We start from the raw sequence: 18304 nt of genomic DNA, 5'->3' as shown, positions 1-18304 counted from the left end.
TTTTCCAGTCCGCGTACAGCTGCCACCCTTTTCGTCTGGAAAACGAAAAATGGCAGCTCCATCACTATAAGGATCTTTGCCATGTTCAAACCAACTCCCAATCCCCCGGAAACCGACACCAGTTCCGAAGCCTCCCTCGAAGCCGAAAAACTCAAGGAAGCCGCCGACCGCGTCTTTTCCTACTACTTCCCACCCCCTGAAAAACCGGGCAAGCGCCGTAAACATCACCTCTTCAGCGTCTCCCCCGACATCGACACCGAAGCCCTTCTGACCAATGCCTCCGAAGACCTGCTGTCCATCAGCGCCATTGCTGCCGATCTGGCGGACGATGTGGACGGCTCACGCCGCTCTGTAGCCTTGGCGCTCAGCCGCATGGCGGATGGGGTGCAATTGTTGGTGGAGCGGGCGCTGGATCATCATGAGGAATCTCAACTGAAGGCTCAGGCCAGCGCTTAGCAGTCAGGGCTGTGGTGAATTGAAGGCCGCCTTCGCGGGCAAGCCCGCTCCCACAGGGGGTTTGTGTACGACGCAGATCCAATGTGGGAGCGGGCTTGCCCGCGAAGGGGCCAGTCAGGTCAACCCGGCATTCACCAGCAACGCCTCCAACGCCAGCAGATTCGGCACCTTGGCCACTTGTTCCCCCACCTGCACCGCCGCCTGTTCCAGCGAGCACAACGGCACATCCACATAGCTCAACTGACTATCAAGCTTGTAAGACCGCGGAATCCCCTGCACCAGCAAGGCGATGAATTTCAGATCGGGCCGCCCACCGAGCGCATTGAGGATGACGATCCGCGCCCGCTCGCCGATGACGATTTTCTGCCCACAGGCCGACTCGAAACTGATCAACGGAATCTGTCGATCCCGCCACTTCACCAACCCCAGGTACCACGGCGGCGTGTCGAGGTCGAAGGCGCTGGGTTGGTAATCAATAAGCTCCGCCACAGCGACGTTGGGCAAAATCAGGTTGCGGTCAGCCAAGGGCAGCAGCAGGCCGGTGAGGTTGCTGGTGCGGTGCTCAAGCATGGGTTTTGCTCCACAGGTGGATGCTGTCGAGCAGCACCGATTCCTGGTACGGCTTGCCGAGGTAGTCGTTGACGCCGATGGCCATGGCGCGGTCGCGGTGTTTCTGGCCGGTGCGGGAGGTGATCATGATGATCGGCAGGTGCTGCAGACGTTCGTCGGCGCGGACCTGGGTCGCGACTTCAAAACCGTCCATGCGCGGCATTTCGATGTCCAGCAGCATCAGGTCAGGCATGTGGTCTTCAAGCAGCAGCATGGCGTCGACACCGTCCTTGGCGGTCAGCACGTTCATGCCGTGGCGTTCCAGCAGACGGCTGGTGACCTTGCGCACGGTGACCGAGTCATCGACCACCAACACCAGCAGCGGTTTATGCGGCTCAACCTCCGCGTCCTGAGTCACTGGCTGTTGCGGCAAACGGGCCTGCATCGCGCGGATCGGCGCCAGCAAATCAAGAATCAGCACCACCCGCCCATCGCCGAGAATCGTCGCCCCGGACAAACCCTGCACCGCTGCAAACTGCGGGCCGAGGCTTTTGACCACGATCTCGCGAGTGCCGGCCATGGAGTCGACTTGCACCGCGATATGTCGTTCGTTGCACTGCACCAGCAACACCGGCAGCGGCAGGCTCTGGCCCAGCAGTTTCGGGCGATGGCTGGTTTTCAGCAGTTCGCCGAGGTAGCACAGTTCATAGTCTTGCCCGGCGTATTGGTAGGTCGGCGGATCGAGCCGGTAATGCCCTTCAAGTTCGTTGGGCAGCACGCGAACGATGCCGTCGATGGTGTTCAGCGGTATCGCGTACTGATCATCAAAACACTGCACCATCAGCGCCCGGTTGACCGACACAGTAAACGGCAGGCGAATGCGAAAGTGCACGCCCTGCCCCGGCACAGAGTCGATGCTCATGCTGCCGCCGAGCTGCCGGACCTCTTCATGCACCACGTCCATGCCGACGCCGCGTCCGGAAATCTGGGTGATTTTCTCGGCGGTGGAGAACCCCGGTTGCAGGATGAATTGCAGCACATCGCGGTCGCTGATGTCGCTGTCCGGGGCCAGCAACCCGCGTTTGATCGCCTTGCTCCGCACCGCGTCCAGCGGCACGCCGGCACCGTCGTCGCGGATGTCGAAAATGATGTCGCCACCCTCTCGCGACAGGTCGAGGGTGATTCGCCCCTGAGCCGGTTTACCCGCGGCGATACGCACCTCGGCGGATTCCAGGCCATGATCCACGGCGTTGCGCAGCATGTGTTCCAACGGCGCGGCCATGCGTTCGAGGACGTTGCGGTCCATCTCGCCTTCGGCATTGCCGACGATGAAGTCCACATCCTTGCCCAGTTCGCTGGAGACCTGGCGGACGATCCGCTTCAAGCGCGGCAGCATCCGCTCGAACGGCACCATGCGCGTGCGCATCAGGCCTTCCTGCAATTCGGTGTTGATGCGGCCCTGTTGTTGCAGCAGGTTCTCAGCGTCCTGATTGCGTCGGTCGAGGGTTTCCTTGAGGTCGAGCAGGTCGGAGGCGGATTCGAACAGCGCGCGCGACAGTTGCTGCAACTGCGAGTGGCGGTCCATTTCCAGCGGATCGAATTCTTCGTAGCCCAGGCGTTCGGCGTCGACTTGCTGACGGCTGAGAATCCGCCCCTGGGTTTCGGTATCGAGACGACGCAGCTGGTCGCGCATACGCTCAATGGTGGTTTCCATCTCGCTCAGGGTCACGCGCGCATCGTTGACTTGTTGTTCGATCCGCCCACGAAAAATCGAGGTTTCGCCGGCCAGGTTGACCAGATCGTCGAGCAGTTCTGCCGAGACCTTGACCATGTCCGCGCCGGCATCGGGTTGCAGTGCGGGCGTCTCGATTTTCGGCGTTGCAGGCACCAGGACCGGTGCCGGTGTTTCGGGCACCGCCGGATGACTGAAATTCTTGATCTCATCGATCAGTTGATCGGCGGGCGGCAAAGGGTGACCGGCACGGGTCGCGTCGAGCATCTGCGCCAGTCGGTCGTGGCTGCTTTGCAACAAGCCGAACAACGCGGCAGTGGGTTGCAACACGCCAGCGGACAGGCCTTCGTAGAGGAATTCCAGCTCATGGGCAAGGTCGCCGATCGGCGCGATTTCCACCATCCGCGCGCCACCCTTGAGGGTGTGCAAATCACGCAGCAGGGTTTCCACTTCCTGACGATTCGACGGCTCGGCCTGCCAGCGCACCAGCGCCGCGCCGGAGTTTTCGATGATGTCGAAACCTTCCTCGAGGAAGATCTCCAGCAGCTCTGGATCATGGCCCGGTGAATCCTCGGCCCGTGCCGGTTCGACCGTTTCAACAGCGCTGGCGTTGCCCTGGCGAAACTCGCGAATGGCCTCGATCACCTCACCCGGATCACCCAAGGGCCGCTGGTTCTGCAACTGATCAAGCAGCTGCGCGAGCCGGTCATGACTGTGTTGCAGCAGGTGCGCCAAGGCTTCGCTGTAGGCGTAACGGCGGTCCACCAGACCTTCGTAAAGGTTTTCCAGTTCATGGGCCAGTTCACCAACCGGCTCGACTTCGGCCATCCGCGCACCACCCTTGAGGGTGTGCAAATCTCGCTGCAACGACAACAACGGCGCAGCGTTATCCGGGTCGCTGAGCCAGCGCTGCAAGGCCTGGCCGGCGCTTTCGAGGATATCCACCGCCTCTTCGAGGAAGATCGAAACGATCTCATCGTCCAGCTCAACCTGGGTCGCGGTCTGTTTCAGTTCGGCCGTGGCACTGCCCAATTCCCGGATGCTCAGCGTGCGGCTGCCATCGCTGCGAATCAGCCCCATCGCCGACGGATCCAGGCTCTCATCAAGCAACCCGCGCAAGGCCCGAATGCGTTGCGGTTGCGGGCTGACTTCCTGGCCGGCGGCCAGTTCGTCGAGCATGTTGATCAGCGCTTCATGGGCACTTTGTGCCTCATGGAAAAACGCCTCGCTGACCGCCAGGCTGCTTTCTTCAACCGCACCGTAGAGGTCGAGCAAGGCTTCGCAGAGTTCATCCACCGGATGCAGATCCGCCAGGTGCGCGCCTTCGCCGAGGGTGGTCAATTCGTCCAGCAATGCGCTGAGTTCCTGACGCTCGCCGGGATGTTGCTGCCAGCGTTGCAACAGGCTCTCGGCATCCAGCAGGATGTCCATGCCTTGGGCGAGGAAGTTGTTGATCAGTTGCGGATCACGCTTGATGCGCAACCCGGAATTCGGTGCACTCAGGAGCATTTCCAAGCGCTCGGCCAGCAACGCCTGGGTTCGTTCGATCAATGAGCGGGCGCCGGGAATCTCCGCCAGCGGATCAGTCTTGAGCTGTCGCAAGCCGAGACGGAACAGTCCTTCGGCTTCGAGCAGCAGTTCGACTTCGTCCAGGTCGAGGGCGAGCAGGTGCGCCTTGTACTCCCGGGTCAGATGATCCAGCGGTTTTGCCAGCTCGGCGATCGGCAATACGCCCGCCATGTAGGCACTGCCCTTGAGGGTGTGCAGCGCCCGCTGCAACTCGTCACTGGCCTGCAATGGCACGTGCTCGGCGGCTTTATCGAGGAAACGGTTGAGGCTGGCGAGATGGGTCTCGGCTTCCTTGCGGAAGATCTCCAGCAACAGCGGATCGAGGGCCGCCACATCCTGGGTATCTTCTTCGCTGGCAGGCGTATCGCCCTTGGCGAGGGCATGGGCGCGAGCGGCCAATTGGTCGACCTGGTTGCATTGGCGCTGGGCATTGGCGGCAAATTCGGCCACCAGCTTCGGCAGCAGGTCCAGGGCATCGCGGAGCAATTGTTGCACCGCGGCCCCTGGCGCAACGCTGTGCTCCAGCACGCGGTTGAGCAAGTTTTCCACCGCCCAGGCCAGTTCACCCAACACCAACGCGCGGACCATTCGGCCACTGCCTTTCAAGGTGTGGAATGCCCGGCGCAATTCACTCAAGGCAGGTTTATCGTCGGGGTTAGCCGACCAGCGCGGCAGGTACTCCCGGAGGATTTCCAGCACTTCATCGGTTTCTTCGAGGAACACTTCCCGCAGCTCATCGTCCACCGGTTCTTCACCGGTGGGCGGCGGCAACAGGCTTCCCGGAATCGTCAGGGCGGGCGGATTGACGGAGGACACAGGGCTGGCCAATACATCGGCCAGTGACTTGACGGTCTCAGGGTCGTCCAGTTCCTGCAGATCCTGCATGACCTGCGCTTCACTCGGGCTGAGCACATCGTCAAGCACCGGCACCTGCTGCTCGCTGGGGAAAAAGCCGAGTGAAGCCAGGCTTTTTTCCGCAACGTCGAGCAACTTTTCGCTCGGCGCTTCGGGGTCGTCGCTGAGGCGCTCCAGGTAATACTCGATGCTGGTGATGACGTCGGCCAGGCTGTCCAGTTCCTGCCAGCCGGGGTGATCCGGATCCAGCAGCAGGTGCTCGCGGATGAAGTGGTTGCAGGTTTCGATCAGGCTCGCCGCACGGCTCAACGGAATCATCGCCAGCGCACCGCGCACCTGGGTCAGCAAGGCCGGCAGTGGCTGCAAGTGCTGGCGGTCCCAGTCGGCGTCGATGTAGTCGACGATCATGTCCTTGGCCTGTTGCAGGCAGATGCGCGCTTCCTTGATCACGATCTGATGGATCTGGGTCAGGTCGGTGGTCGGCAGGCGGCTGTCTTCCTGGCTTTCCGGCTCGACGGTGCCGACCATGCCGGCCAGCGTCGCTTCGACGTAGAGCAAGGCACCGGCGACGTCCATCAGGATCGCGTCGTTGGGCTCACGCTGGCCCTGGGCCAGGCTCAGCACCACCGCCAGTTGATCGATGATGACCTTGCGTGGCTGGCCAAAACCGAGCACCGCCAGGGTATCGGCGATTTGCCGCAGGGGCGCCAGCAGGCTTTCGAGGTCCGAGGTGTGTTGGCGGTCGCTGCGCACGAACAGGTCAAGGCGTTCCTTGACCCGCACCAGCTCTTCACACAAAGCGGCCAACACCGAGCGCATGGCATCGCGGTCGGGACCGGCCAGCCGTGCGCGTTCTTCGTCGACCATTGCGCTGTCAGGCAGCGCGTCGTCCAGTCCGTAGCAATCTTTCATGGTCAGCATCTGCCCGGTGGGATGTTCGGCCTTGGCAATGTAGAACAGCAAACTCTTGAGTAACTCTAGCGGCGCCGGCTGATTGATGCCCGGCATGCCCTGTTCGAGCAGGCGCTTGAGTTCTTTGTCGGCCTCCTTGAACAGGCTGCGCAACGCCGGACTGTTGGCAATCGAGCCGTCGCGCATGCCTTCGACCAGCGCCGAGGCGACTTGCCACAACGGGCTCAAGGGCGCGTTGCCGCACAGCCCTTCGAGGCGCGCAAAAACCTTGGTCAGGTAACCGAGATTGGTTTCGCCGTCCTGTTCACGCAGTAACCCGACCAGGGCCATCTGCAACATTTGCCGCAATTTGCGCAGCACGTTCGGTAAATCTGCCGGCTCCAGCAACGCCAGCGACGCTTCGTCCAGGGGCGGCAGGTCCGGCAGTTGCGGGCTGAACAAGCTGGTTTCCGACAACAGACTTTCGCCACGGGCGCTGCGCAGATCGTTGATCAGTGGCAACACCACCAGCGGCAGGTCGCGGCGCGCACCTTGCACCCGGTCGAGGTAAATCGGCAGCTGTCCAAGGGCTTGCAGCAACAGGTGGAGCGTCTCATCGCGATGACTGACGCGGTTCTGTTGCAAGGCGCTGGTCAGATGTTCCATCTCTTCGGCGAGCAGCGCCGCGCCGTAGAATTCGACCATCTGCAAACTGCCGTGAACCTGATGGAGGCACGCCAGGCATTCGCTGAGGGCGTGCGTCGCCTGCGGGTCATCAAGCAACGTTTCAATCGCCTGGTGAGCCACTTTCAGCGTTTCGGCAATCTCGCCTTTGACCCACTCGAGGGCCACATAGTCGTGCCGATCACCCATAACCACTCCAAATCACTGCTCTACTCAAAAAATGCATTCGCTCGCAGGCGTTTCACACTTTATCTGCAGCCTCAGCCTTGGCGGCCGGCAAAGTGAAACCGGACACCGAACGCCGCAGCTGGCTGGCCATTTTCGCCAGGTTGCCAATGCTCTCGGCGGTGGCGGTGGAGCCGGACGAGGTCTGCGTGGTGATCTGCTGGATCACGTTCATCGTCAAGGAAATCTGACCGGCCGAGGACGTCTGTTGCTGCGCGGCGTTGGAAATACTCTGGATCAACGCGGCGAGGGTCTTCGACACGCCTTCGATTTCTTCCAGGGCCACTCCGGCATCCTGCGCCAGACGCGCGCCACGCACCACTTCGGTGGTGGTCTGCTCCATGGAAATCACCGCTTCGTTGGTGTCGGTCTGAATCGCCCGCACCAGGGTTTCGATCTGCCGGGTCGCGGCGGACGAGCGCTCGGCCAGCCGCTGGACTTCATCGGCGACCACCGCAAAACCGCGCCCGGCATCACCGGCCATGGAGGCCTGGATCGCCGCGTTGAGCGCAAGGATGTTGGTCTGGTCGGCAATGTCATCGATCAGGCTGACAATGTCGCCGATTTCCTGAGAAGACTCGCCGAGGCGTTTGATGCGCTTGGCGGTGTCTTGAATCTGCTCGCGAATATTGTCCATGCCGTGGATGGTGTTGTGCACCACCTCGTTGCCCTTGTTGGCAATTTCCACCGAGCGTTCGGCCACCGCCGAGGACTCAGCGGCGTTGGCCGAGACCTGATCGATGGACTCAGCCATGTCGTTGATCGCGGTGGAGGCTTCGGCAATCTGCTGCGCCTGATGCTCCGAAGCCTGGGCCAGGTGCATGGCGGTGGCCTGGGTTTCCTGCACGGCGGCAGCGACCTGGCCAGCGGTAAGGTTGATGGTCGCCACCAGATCGCGCAATTGGTCCACGGAGTAGTTGATCGAGTCGGCGATGGTCCCGGTGAAGTCTTCGGTCACCGAGGCGGTCACGGTCAGGTCGCCGTCCGCCAGGTCTTCGATCTCGTCGAGCAGACGCATGATCGCGTTCTGGTTACGCTCGTTCTTCTCGGCCGTTTCGCGCAGCTGACGGTTGGTTTCACGGACCATCACCAGACCAATGAGGATGATCGACATCAGCGCCAACAGGCCCAGCACGTAGCCGCCAATGGTGTCGGTGTTGCGCCCGCCGGCCAGGTTTTCGAAACCGCCGGCCAGGTGCGAGGCTTCCTCGAGCAGGGTCTGCGACAGCGTGAAAATATTGGTCGCCGATTCACGGACCTTGAACAGCTCCGGCGAGGTTTCGAGGATTTCATCCACCGAACCCGAGACGAATTCGAACAGCTCGGAAATCTCGATCAACCGCGCGCGCGCATCGCGGTCTTCAACCTGGCTGACTTTCAGTGACGGATTGCCCTGGAGCATGCCGTTGAGCACCTGGCCGAATCGCGCCGCATCGCGACCGAAGGCGTCGGCGGCCTGCTGCGAATTTTCATCACCGGACAGCACGGTGTTCACTGCACCGAGAATCCGCTCAGCCAACAGCGACTGGCGTTGGGCCATGGCCACCTGCGCAGCCGGGGCGCCGCGCTGGAGAAGCGTTTCGACGACTTTTTCGTACTCGACCTGCAACTGCGGCACGGTTTCGGCCAGGGTTGCAGCGACTTGATGCAGCGACAGCACGGTCTGCTCGCTGGAGAGAATCGCGTCGGTGTTTTTCAGCAAGCGTTCCCAGTCCAGTTGCACGGCGCGCATTTCCGGGCGCACGGTGGACGGCGCCGGCGGCAGGCCGGTGGCGGGGTCGCCTTTCTTCAGATAGCCCCAGCGTTGGGCAAAGTCATTGCGCGCATCGCTCAGCAGCTTGAACGCCGCCGCCTTGCCGGCCGCCGCTTCGGTGGCGTTCTTGGCAATGCGCTGGGACAGCACGCGCAGCTCACCGGCGTGGCCGATGTACTGTTTGTCGTACGTGGCCTGGGTGTTGAGGTACGCGAAGTTGGCGAACAGCAGCATGATGAAGACGATCAGCGCGATGAACAGCGCGATGATCTGTGACCGGCTGCGCGACCCTTCTGGCTTGCCTGTTTTTGCTTTTATCATCGGTCCTCGCCTGTTAACGCACCTTTAGAACCCGCCATAGATCCCCTGTGGGAGCGGGCTTGCTCGCGAATGCGGTCATTCATTCAACATTGATGCTGACTGACCCACCGCCTTCGCGAGCGAGCCCGCTCCCACATAGGATCGGCGTTGCGCCAGTTACAGCGCTACGTGCATAAAGCTTTGGGACTGCACCAACGCAAACGGGCTGAACACCTGCCAGGTCTGCTCACGCTGAAACCGGCCTTTGATGAACGGTGCAATCGGGCCGCTCAAGGTATCTACCGGCTCAAGGCTGTCCTGGGCAAAGTGCTGGAGGCCGACGACCTCATCGACCATCAACCCGGCAAACACGTCGTTATGCTCCACCACCAATACCCGGCGCTGCTTGCGCACGGCTGACAGCTCATACCCGAAGAAGCCACACAAATCGATGATCGGCAACAGACGCCCGCGCAGGTTGGCCACGCCCTTGACCCAGGGTCTGACCCCTGGCAGTTGGGTGAACCGAGGCTCGTGCAACACTTCGCTGACCTCGCCCATCGGCGCGACGTACCAGTGTTCGCCCAGACGGAAGCCGATGCCGCTCCAACTGTCTTGTCGGGTCGGCTGGGACGGCAAGTCCGCCGCCAGCAGACGACAACGCTGGTCGATCTGCAGCAGCAGTTCGAAAGCCGTCAACGACTCGGTCATGGCCGGACGATCAACCGGCCAGCACGTTGTTCAGGGTCTTGATCAGGGTCTCTTCGTCGACCGGTTTGGTCAGGTAGTCCTTGGCGCCCTGGCGCGTGCCCCAGACCTTGTCGGTTTCCTGATCCTTGGTGGTGATGATGATCACTGGAATGTGCCCGGTTTCCGGGTCTTTGGTCAGCTGACGGGTCGCCTGGAAACCGTTAAGGCCAGGCATGACGATGTCCATCAGAACGGCGTCGGGTTTTTCCTGACGGGCCAGGGCCACGCCGTCGGCGCCGTTTTCGGCTTTCAACACTTCATGACCGTGCTTTTCCAGCATGCCGGTCAGTTTGTACATTTCGGTCGGCGAATCATCGACGATCAGAATACGTGCCATGGTTTTCCCCATTCTTGTCGACCCCGGGCCCGCTGGCCGAGCGTCACTGTGCGTGTCCTACTGCGGCAAAACGGCGGCGAAGCCCGGAACATGGGCCTGGATCGCGTTCAGCAGTTCTTCCTTGCTGAAAGGCTTGGTCAAAAACTGGTCGGAGCCGACGATGCGCCCCTTGGCCTTGTCGAACAGCCCGTCCTTGGACGACAGCATAATCACTGGCGTGGACTTGAACGCACTGTTGTTCTTGATTAAAGCGCAGGTCTGATAACCATCCAGACGCGGCATCATGATGTCGACAAAGATGATGCCGGGGTGATTGTCGGCAATCTTGGCCAGGGCATCGAAACCATCGACGGCGGTGATCACTTCACACCCCACGTTCTTCAACAGCGTTTCGGCGGTGCGGCGAATCGTCTTCGAATCGTCGATCACCATGACCTTCAAGGCGCTGGAATGCTGTTCCATAAATGCTCTGCCGTCGCCTTTGCGAATCAAATTGTCCATTTCCGATAACCGGAGGCTCGAAACCCTTGATGTTTAAGGGCCGGAACGATATGGCAGCCTTTTTAGCACAGTCTCCAAATGCAATCTATCGGGGGACCGGCGCGGTGGTTTTTCCTTGACCGGGAACACACTGAGCGCCAATCTGACGCCACTTTTTCGTGTCCAATCGGACCACCCAAATTCGAGGAAAAACCCATGAGCGTTCGCGTCGGGATTGTCATGGATCCTATTGCCAGCATTTCCTATAAAAAGGATAGCTCGCTGGCCATGCTGTTGGCCGCACAGAAGCGCGGCTGGGAACTGTTCTATATGGAACAGGGGGATTTGTACCAGGCCGAAGGCGAAGCGCGGGCGCGGATGCGTCCGTTGAAAGTCTTCGCCAACCCGGCAAAATGGTTCGAGCTCGAAGCCGAGACTGACGCACTGCTGAGCGATCTGGACGTGATCCTGATGCGCAAGGATCCGCCGTTCGACATGGAGTTCGTCTACTCCACTTACCTGCTGGAGCAAGCCGAACGCGCTGGCGTGCTGGTGGTGAACAAGCCGCAAAGCCTGCGCGACTGCAACGAGAAACTGTTCGCCACGCTGTTCCCGCAGTGCACGCCGCCGACCATCGTCAGCCGTCGCCCGGACGTACTGCGTGAATTCGCCGACCACCACGGCGATGTGATCCTCAAGCCGCTGGACGGCATGGGCGGTTCTTCGATCTTCCGTCACACCGCCGGCCACCCGAACCTGTCGGTAATCCTCGAGACACTGACCCTGCATGGCAAACAGCAGATCATGATCCAGGGTTACCTGCCGGCGATCGTCGATGGCGACAAGCGCATCCTGATGATCGACGGCGAGCCGGTGGATTACTGCCTGGCACGAATCCCGGCCGCTGGCGAAACCCGTGGCAACCTCGCCGCTGGCGGCCGTGGCGAGGCCCGACCGCTGACCGAGAAAGATCGCTGGATCGCCGCCCAAGTCGGCCCGACCCTGCGTGAGAAGGGCCTGCTGTTCGTCGGTCTCGACGTAATCGGCGAGCATCTGACGGAGATCAACGTCACCAGCCCGACCTGCATTCGCGAGATTGATAACGCGTTCGGCACCGACATCGGCGGCCTGTTGATGGATGCCATCGATCAGAAGCTCAAGGCCCGTTGATATAGAACAGCCAAGAAACGACCAACATTGCGTTATCATCCGCGGCCTGTGAAAAACGCGATGTTGGTTTTTTTGTCATGACGCTTCCGTCCGATCTGCCCGCTGAACTCGCCCATCGTGGCGTGCGCCCGGCTGATCGCCTTGGTTTTACCCTGTTTCTCGCGGCGCTGATTCACCTGGCCTTGCTGTTGGGCGTCGGTTTTACGATGGTCGAACCCCAGCAAATCAGCAAAACCCTGGAAATCACCCTCGCCACCTTCAAAAGCGAAAAGAAGCCTGAGAAAGCCGACTTCCTCGCTCAAGAGAATCAGGAAGGCAGCGGTACCCTGGATAAAAAGGCAATTCCCAAGACCACCGAGGTCGCGCCTTTCCAGGACAACAAGGTGCAGAAAGTCACGCCACCGCCGGCGGCCAAGCCTGAAGTGAAGGAAGCCGCACCGAAGGCAGCCGTGACGACCGTCGCGCCCAAGCCGAAAAAGGCCCCGGCCAAAACCGAAGAACCCAAACCCGTCACCAAACCCGCCGTCGCCGCGCCGACGTTTGACAGTGAACAGCTGTCCACCGACATCGCCAGCCTGGAAGCGGAACTGGCCAACGAACAACAGTTGTATGCCAAGCGGCCGCGTATCCACCGCCTGAGCGCCGCGTCGACCATGCGCGACAAAGGCGCCTGGTATAAGGACGAGTGGCGCAAGAAGGTCGAGCGCATCGGCAACCTGAATTACCCCGACGAAGCACGACGCAAGCAGATCTACGGCAATTTGCGCCTGATGGTGTCGATCAACCGCGACGGCTCGCTCTTTGAAGTGCTGGTGCTGGAGTCGTCCGGGCAACCGCTGCTGGATCAGGCGGCACAGCGCATCGTGCGGCTGGCGGCGCCGTTTTCACCGTTTACCGGGGATTTGTCGGACATCGATCGCCTGGAAATCATCCGGACCTGGAAGTTTGCCCGCGGGGACAGACTCTCCAGCAACTGACACCCCACAAATCCCCTGTGGGAGCGGGCTTGCTCGCGAAGGCGTCGTGCCATTCAGCATTAATGTCGACTGAGACGACGCCTTCGCGAGCAAGCCCGCTCCCACATTTGGTCTGTGCCGACTGCCAAATTGCGCCATCCTCGGCTTGTCAGTTTGCGCCACCAACGCCACACTAGCGCTCATGAAGAACGTCAGCCCCAGCTACCTCAAGCATCAGTTCCTGATCGCCATGCCTCACATGGCCGACCCGAACTTTGCGCACACCTTGACCTACATCGTCGAGCACACGGCCAATGGTGCCATGGGCCTGGTGGTCAATCGTCCGCAAGACCTCAACCTGGCCGATATCCTCGAGCAACTGCGCCCCGACATCGAACCGCCGGTGCTCTGCCAGCATGTGCCGATCTTCATCGGCGGCCCGGTGCAGACCGATCGCGGATTTGTCCTGCACCCCTCGGGGCAGAGTTATCAGGCCACCGTCGAGCTCGATGAGAAACTGGCCCTGTCGACCTCCCAGGACGTGCTGTTCGCCATCGCCGACGGCGTCGGTCCGGCGAAAAGCCTGATCGCCCTCGGCTACGCTGGTTGGGAAGCCGGGCAGCTGGAAGCCGAACTGGCCCAGAACGCCTGGCTGACCTGCCCGTTCGATGCCGAGATTTTGTTTAACACCAGCAGCGAACTGCGCCTGGAAGCAGCGGCCAAGCACCTGGGCGTCAATCTCAGCCTGCTGACCAGCCAGGCGGGACACGCCTGATGGCCCTGCGCCTGATTTTGGGTTTCGACTACGGCACCAAACAGATCGGCGTTGCGGTCGGCCAGGTGATTACCGGCCAGGCCCGCGAGCTGTGCACCTTGAAGGCACAAAACGGTATTCCCGACTGGAATCAGGTCGAAGCCCTGATTAAAGAGTGGAAACCCGATGCCGTGGTGGTTGGCCTGCCCTTGAACATGGACGGCACGCCAAGCGACATGTGCCTGCGCGCCGAGAAATTCGCCCGCCGTCTCAACGGCCGCTACAACCTGCCCTTCTATACCCACGATGAACGCCTGACCACCTTCGAAGCCAAGGGTGAACGGCGTGATCGTGGCGGACAAAAGGGCAGCTACCGCGACAACCCGGTGGACGCCATCGCTGCTGCCCTGCTGCTGCAAGGCTGGCTCGACGAAAACACCGCATTGTTCGAATCCTGAAGAGCCGCAACACGCGTCTCTACTTAGCGACAACCCGAGCCACCTCTCCAGCAGAACCCGGCTCGGGCCCAAGAAGGAGCAACCATGAGCCTGCCCAATCCCGCCGAACTGATCAGCCAGATGGCGACCCGTCTCAAGGCGCACCTGGAACACCGTGGCATCAGCGAGCCGCGCTACATCGGTATTCGTACCGGTGGTGTCTGGGTCGCCCAGGCGTTGCTCGATGAACTGGGCAGCGACTCGCCCCTCGGCACCCTGGACGTCTCCTTCTACCGCGACGACTTCAGCCAGAACGGTCTGCACCCACAAGTGCGCCCGTCCGCCCTGCCGTTCGAGATCGAAGGCCAACATCTGGTGCTGATCGATGACGTGCTGATGAGCGGCCGGACCATCCGCGCCGCCCTCAATGAGCTGTTCGACTACGGCCGCCCGGCCAGCGTGACATTGGTGTGCCTGCTGGACCTGGACGCCGGCGAGCTGCCGATCCGCCCGAACGTGGTCGGCGCGACCCTGTCGCTGGCCGCCCACGAACGGGTGAAACTGTCCGGCCCGGAACTCAAGCTCGAACTGCAAGACCTCGCCCTTTAATTCGCCCTATTGAGAGTCCCCCTCGCGATGACGCCTCTAGAAACCAAGCGCCCGCTGCAGCTCAATGATCAGGGCCAGCTGCGCCACTTCCTCTCGCTCGACGGTTTGCGCCGCGAGCTGCTGACGGAAATCCTCGACACTGCCGACTCGTTTCTCGAAGTCGGCGCCCGGGCGGTGAAGAAAGTCCCGTTGCTGCGCGGCAAGACCGTGTGCAACGTGTTCTTCGAGAACTCCACCCGCACCCGCACCACCTTCGAACTGGCGGCTCAGCGGCTGTCGGCGGATGTGATCACCCTGAACGTGTCCACGTCGTCGGCGAGCAAGGGCGAAACCCTGCTCGACACCCTGCGCAACCTGGAAGCCATGGCCGCCGACATGTTCGTCGTGCGCCACGGTGATTCCGGCGCGGCGCACTTCATCGCCGAACACGTGTGCCCACAAGTGGCGATCATCAACGGCGGCGACGGCCGTCACGCCCACCCGACCCAAGGCATGCTCGACATGCTCACCATCCGTCGGCACAAGGGCGGCTTCGAAAATCTCTCGGTGGCTATCGTCGGCGACATCCTGCACTCGCGGGTGGCGCGCTCGAACATGCTGGCGCTGAAAACCCTCGGTTGCCCGGACATCCGCGTGATCGCGCCGAAAACCCTGCTGCCGATCGGCATCGAGCAATACGGCGTGAAGGTCTACACCGACATGACCGAAGGCCTGAAAGACGTCGACGTGGTGATCATGCTGCGCCTGCAGCGTGAACGCATGACTGGCGGCCTGCTGCCGAGCGAAGGTGAGTTCTACCGCCTGTTCGGCCTGACCACCGCGCGCCTGGCCGGAGCCAAACCGGATTGCATCGTCATGCACCCGGGGCCGATCAACCGTGGGGTTGAAATTGAGTCGGCGGTGGCCGACGGCCCGCACTCGGTGATCCTCAACCAGGTCACCTACGGCATCGCAATTCGTATGGCCGTGCTGTCCATGGCCATGAGCGGGCAAACAGCCCAGCGCCAATTCGAGCAGGAGAACGCCCAGTGAAGCTCAGCATTCTCGGCGCACGCGTCATCGATCCGGCCAGCGGCCTGGATCAAGTTACCGATATCCATATTGAAGCCTGCAAGATCATTGCCCTTGGCGCTGCGCCCGCCGGTTTTGTCGCCGTCGATACCCTCGACGCCAAAGGCCTGGTCGCCGCCCCTGGGCTGGTTGACCTGAACGTCGCCCTGCGCGAGCCTGGCTACAGCCGTAAAGGCTCAATCGTCAGCGAAACCCGCGCCGCCGCGGCCGGTGGCGTCACCAGCCTGTGCTGCCCGCCGAAAACCAAACCGGTGCTGGACACCTCGGCCGTGGCCGAACTGATCCTCGACCGCGCCCGGGAGGCCGGCAACACCAAGGTGTTCCCGATCGGCGCCCTGAGCAAAGGCCTGGACGGCGAACAGCTGGCCGAACTGGTCGCCTTGCGCGATGCCGGTTGCGTGGCCTTCGGCAACGGCCTGGACAGCTTCCGCAACACCCGCACGCTGTGCCGGGCGCTGGAATACGCCGCAACATTCGACCTGACGGTGATTTTCAACTCTCAGGACCATGACCTGGCCGAAGGTGGCTTGGCCCACGAAGGCCCGACCGCCAGTTTCCTCGGTTTGCCGGGCATTCCCGAAACCGCTGAAACCGTGGCGCTGGCCCGGGACCTGCTGCTGGTCGAGCAAAGTGGCGTGCGCGCGCACTTCAGCCAGCTCACCAGCGCCCGTGGCGTGGCCCTGATCGCTCAGGCCCAGGCTCGCGGCTTGCCGGTGACGGCCGATGTCGCCTTGTATCAGCTGATCCTGACCGACGAAGCGTTGATCGACTTCAGCAGCCTCTATCACGTCCAGCCGCCGCTGCGCACCCGCGCCGACCGCGATGGCCTGCGTGAAGCGGTGAAATCCGGTGTCGTCTCGGCGATCTCCAGTCATCACCAACCCCACGAGCGGGACGCCAAACTGGCGCCGTTCGGGGCCACCGAGCCGGGCATCAGCAGCGTTGAACTGCTGCTGCCGTTGGCGATGACGCTGGTGGAGGATGGTTTGCTGGACCTGCCAACGCTGCTGGCGCGCTTGAGCACCGGACCTGCCGAGGCATTGCGCCTGCCGGCGGGCAAACTGGCGGTAGGTGGACCAGCGGACATCGTGCTGTTCGACCCGGCGGCTTCGACCGTAGCCGGCGAAACCTGGCTGTCCAAAGGCGAAAACTGCCCGTTCATTGGCCACAGCCTGCCGGGCGTGGTGCGTTACACCTTGGTGGATGGACGCATCAGCCACCAGGCGTAAGACCGCGTCGCCTGCATTCGCGAGCAAGTCGAATCGTCGCACCGCCGCCCCCACATTTGACCGAGTTCCCCCAGAGGAATGCGGTCAAATGTGGGGGCGGCGGTGCGACGATTCGACTTGCTCGCGAAGGCTTACTGAAAAGCGCCTCTATTCTGCGCATTGCGAATCGACACCTGGTCATTCAGCGTCCAGAAGTCATACAGCACCCCCAAAAAGAACAACCCGCCCGTCACCAGGTACAGCAATCCGCTGATCCACTTCCCCTGATACATGCGGTGTACGCCGAATACCCCAAGAAACGTCAGCAGAATCCACGCAACGTTGTACTCAATGGGCCCGGCGGTAAAACGCAGGTCCGCTTCACGATCCATGGCCGGGATCAGAAACACGTCAATCAGCCAACCGATACCCAACAAACCGAGGGTTAGGAACCAAATCGTCCCCGTTACCGGCTTGCCGTAATAGAAGCGGTGAGCGCCGGTAAAACCGAAAATCCACAGCAGGTAACCGATGACCTTGCTGTGCGTGTCTTGATGCGAAACGGGTTGTTGATAGGTGTTCATGAAGGACCTCGATTCACACGATAGATAAATATTCTTTAAATCTTTGTGACTTTTTTACAGGTGGCCGACGTATGGCAAATGCTACCTTGTGTCCCGTCAAACCCTTGTAACACAAGCGTTGTGTCCGACAATCGCGTCTATTTTCCGCTTATTTGGTTCCGTTGACCCCAAGGTTGAATCGACCAACGGCCGCGGAAGGGCCAAAAAAGCTGTTATAAAGTTGCGCGCTAACTTATATGAGCCTTGCCTAATGCGTCCATTTTTCAAGACATGGCTAACCATTTGCCTTTTGATGCCACTGGCCGCCCACGCCACCAATCGTGAGCAACGTCTTCCTAACGTTAATGGTTACACCCCAAAATCCCATATTTCTGCTCCTTCGAGCAAAAACAAACAGACCGTAAAACGCGCTCCTCAACTGAGCAGCAACAGTGGCCTTGTTCCGCCGATGGCGACCAAGGAAAGCAGCAACGTGCTGAGCCGCGCCGTAAACGTCCTCGGTACTCCTTACCGTTGGGGCGGCAGCAGCCCAAGTAAAGGGTTCGACTGCAGTGGCCTGGTGAAATACGCGTTCAATGACGCCACGTTCGACCTGCCGCGCACTTCCAACGCCATGGCCAGCGGTCATGGGGAGAAAGTCGATCGCAAGGATCTGAAGCCTGGCGACCTGATTTTCTTCAACATCAAGAGCCGTCAGGTCAATCACGTCGCCATCTACCTGGGCAACGACCGCTTCATCCACGCACCACGTCGTGGCAAGTCGGTAACCATCGACACGCTGAAGAAACCCTATTGGGAAAGCCACTACGTGGTTGCCAAGCGTGTTATGCCAAAAGAGAAGAACACCCTGCAGGTTGTTCAGCGCTGATTTGTGGCGAGGGGACTTGTCCCCGTTGGACTGCGCAGCAGTCCCGATTTTGGGGTCGCTTCGCAA

16 protein-coding genes are annotated in these 18304 nt (G+C 61.2%); 9 read left to right on the top strand and 7 right to left on the bottom strand.

All coding sequences use genetic code 11. The features are described 5' to 3' along the window. Positions 1–81 precede the first annotated feature (81 nt). Positions 82–456, top strand: a complete 375-nt coding sequence (locus DFS28_RS02795) for a DUF6124 family protein (RefSeq protein WP_111448465.1) — start codon at positions 82–84, stop codon at positions 454–456. Between the two features lie 114 nt (positions 457–570). Here the strand turns inward: DFS28_RS02795 and DFS28_RS02790 are convergent, their stop codons facing one another. The 6 genes from DFS28_RS02790 to pilG form a co-directional block, all read right to left on the bottom strand. Beyond that, positions 571–1026, bottom strand: coding sequence for a chemotaxis protein CheW (locus DFS28_RS02790; protein ID WP_111448464.1), 456 nt, complete (start codon positions 1024–1026; stop codon positions 571–573). Further along, positions 1019–6925, bottom strand: coding sequence for an Hpt domain-containing protein (locus DFS28_RS02785; protein ID WP_111448463.1), 5907 nt, complete (start codon positions 6923–6925; stop codon positions 1019–1021). The genes DFS28_RS02790 and DFS28_RS02785 overlap by 8 nt, the downstream gene beginning before the upstream one ends. Before the next feature lie 52 nt (positions 6926–6977). Next, on the bottom strand, positions 6978–9035 hold the full coding sequence (locus DFS28_RS02780; protein ID WP_111448462.1) for a methyl-accepting chemotaxis protein: 2058 nt from the start codon (positions 9033–9035) through the stop codon (positions 6978–6980). Between the two features lie 156 nt (positions 9036–9191). Continuing rightward, a complete protein-coding gene (locus DFS28_RS02775; protein ID WP_111448461.1) occupies positions 9192–9725 on the bottom strand; it encodes a chemotaxis protein CheW in 534 nt (177 codons plus the stop codon). A 10-nt stretch (positions 9726–9735) separates the two neighbouring features. After that, positions 9736–10101: a twitching motility response regulator PilH gene (gene pilH / locus DFS28_RS02770; RefSeq protein WP_008068134.1), complete on the bottom strand. Its 366-nt coding sequence runs from the start codon at positions 10099–10101 to the stop codon at positions 9736–9738. Between the two features lie 57 nt (positions 10102–10158). Continuing rightward, positions 10159–10563: a twitching motility response regulator PilG gene (gene pilG / locus DFS28_RS02765; RefSeq protein ID WP_111448588.1), complete on the bottom strand. Its 405-nt coding sequence runs from the start codon at positions 10561–10563 to the stop codon at positions 10159–10161. A 234-nt stretch (positions 10564–10797) separates the two neighbouring features. On the opposite strand from pilG, the gene gshB reads away from it, so the two are divergent. The 7 genes from gshB (at position 10798) to DFS28_RS02725 (ending at position 16807) form a co-directional block, all read left to right on the top strand. After that, a complete protein-coding gene (gshB, locus tag DFS28_RS02760; protein WP_111448460.1) occupies positions 10798–11751 on the top strand; it encodes a glutathione synthase in 954 nt (317 codons plus the stop codon). A 77-nt stretch (positions 11752–11828) separates the two neighbouring features. After that, positions 11829–12728: an energy transducer TonB gene (locus DFS28_RS02755; RefSeq protein WP_111448459.1), complete on the top strand. Its 900-nt coding sequence runs from the start codon at positions 11829–11831 to the stop codon at positions 12726–12728. 181 nt (positions 12729–12909) lie between these two features. Continuing rightward, positions 12910–13482 carry a YqgE/AlgH family protein gene (locus tag DFS28_RS02745; RefSeq protein ID WP_111448457.1) on the top strand — a complete coding sequence of 191 codons (573 nt, stop codon included), beginning with the start codon at positions 12910–12912 and terminating at the stop codon, positions 13480–13482. Next, entirely contained in the window at positions 13482–13919 is a 438-nt protein-coding gene (gene ruvX, locus DFS28_RS02740; protein WP_005792259.1) for a Holliday junction resolvase RuvX, read from the top strand. Before DFS28_RS02745 ends, ruvX begins: the two co-directional genes overlap by 1 nt. Before the next feature lie 84 nt (positions 13920–14003). Beyond that, complete coding sequence (gene pyrR, locus DFS28_RS02735; RefSeq protein WP_008152613.1) at positions 14004–14507, top strand: bifunctional pyr operon transcriptional regulator/uracil phosphoribosyltransferase PyrR; 504 nt, start codon at positions 14004–14006, stop codon at positions 14505–14507. Between the two features lie 27 nt (positions 14508–14534). Beyond that, positions 14535–15539 carry an aspartate carbamoyltransferase catalytic subunit gene (locus tag DFS28_RS02730; protein ID WP_007897943.1) on the top strand — a complete coding sequence of 335 codons (1005 nt, stop codon included), beginning with the start codon at positions 14535–14537 and terminating at the stop codon, positions 15537–15539. Continuing rightward, the gene (locus DFS28_RS02725; protein ID WP_008152614.1) at positions 15536–16807 is read left to right on the top strand and encodes a dihydroorotase; all 1272 of its coding nucleotides are present in this window, start codon (positions 15536–15538) and stop codon (positions 16805–16807) included. The genes DFS28_RS02730 and DFS28_RS02725 overlap by 4 nt, the downstream gene beginning before the upstream one ends. Before the next feature lie 131 nt (positions 16808–16938). Here DFS28_RS02725 and DFS28_RS02720 read toward each other — a convergent pair whose 3' ends face one another. After that, a complete protein-coding gene (locus DFS28_RS02720; protein WP_111448456.1) occupies positions 16939–17370 on the bottom strand; it encodes a TM2 domain-containing protein in 432 nt (143 codons plus the stop codon). 250 nt (positions 17371–17620) lie between these two features. On the opposite strand from DFS28_RS02720, the gene DFS28_RS02715 reads away from it, so the two are divergent. Further along, entirely contained in the window at positions 17621–18238 is a 618-nt protein-coding gene (locus DFS28_RS02715) for a C40 family peptidase (protein WP_111448455.1), read from the top strand. Positions 18239–18304: the final 66 nt, after the last annotated feature.

Origin of the sequence: Pseudomonas sp. 478 (assembly GCF_003254125.1) — a bacterium.
Classification (GTDB): domain Bacteria; phylum Pseudomonadota; class Gammaproteobacteria; order Pseudomonadales; family Pseudomonadaceae; genus Aquipseudomonas.
This window is presented reverse-complemented; position numbering and strand designations above follow the sequence as displayed.

Bases quoted from the DNA above. Each gene is read 5' to 3' on its own strand.
- DFS28_RS02795 (WP_111448465.1), top strand. From the start codon at position 82: ATGTTCAAACCAACTCCCAATCCCCCGGAAACCGACACCAGTTCCGAA.
- DFS28_RS02790 (WP_111448464.1), bottom strand. From the start codon at position 1,026: ATGCTTGAGCACCGCACCAGCAACCTCACCGGCCTGCTGCTGCCCTTG.
- DFS28_RS02785 (WP_111448463.1), bottom strand. From the start codon at position 6,925: ATGGGTGATCGGCACGACTATGTGGCCCTCGAGTGGGTCAAAGGCGAG.
- DFS28_RS02780 (WP_111448462.1), bottom strand. From the start codon at position 9,035: ATGATAAAAGCAAAAACAGGCAAGCCAGAAGGGTCGCGCAGCCGGTCA.
- DFS28_RS02775 (WP_111448461.1), bottom strand. From the start codon at position 9,725: ATGACCGAGTCGTTGACGGCTTTCGAACTGCTGCTGCAGATCGACCAG.
- pilH (WP_008068134.1), bottom strand. From the start codon at position 10,101: ATGGCACGTATTCTGATCGTCGATGATTCGCCGACCGAAATGTACAAA.
- pilG (WP_111448588.1), bottom strand. From the start codon at position 10,563: ATGGAACAGCATTCCAGCGCCTTGAAGGTCATGGTGATCGACGATTCG.
- gshB (WP_111448460.1), top strand. From the start codon at position 10,798: ATGAGCGTTCGCGTCGGGATTGTCATGGATCCTATTGCCAGCATTTCC.
- DFS28_RS02755 (WP_111448459.1), top strand. From the start codon at position 11,829: ATGACGCTTCCGTCCGATCTGCCCGCTGAACTCGCCCATCGTGGCGTG.
- DFS28_RS02745 (WP_111448457.1), top strand. From the start codon at position 12,910: ATGAAGAACGTCAGCCCCAGCTACCTCAAGCATCAGTTCCTGATCGCC.
- ruvX (WP_005792259.1), top strand. From the start codon at position 13,482: ATGGCCCTGCGCCTGATTTTGGGTTTCGACTACGGCACCAAACAGATC.
- pyrR (WP_008152613.1), top strand. From the start codon at position 14,004: ATGAGCCTGCCCAATCCCGCCGAACTGATCAGCCAGATGGCGACCCGT.
- DFS28_RS02730 (WP_007897943.1), top strand. From the start codon at position 14,535: ATGACGCCTCTAGAAACCAAGCGCCCGCTGCAGCTCAATGATCAGGGC.
- DFS28_RS02720 (WP_111448456.1), bottom strand. From the start codon at position 17,370: ATGAACACCTATCAACAACCCGTTTCGCATCAAGACACGCACAGCAAG.
- DFS28_RS02715 (WP_111448455.1), top strand. From the start codon at position 17,621: ATGCGTCCATTTTTCAAGACATGGCTAACCATTTGCCTTTTGATGCCA.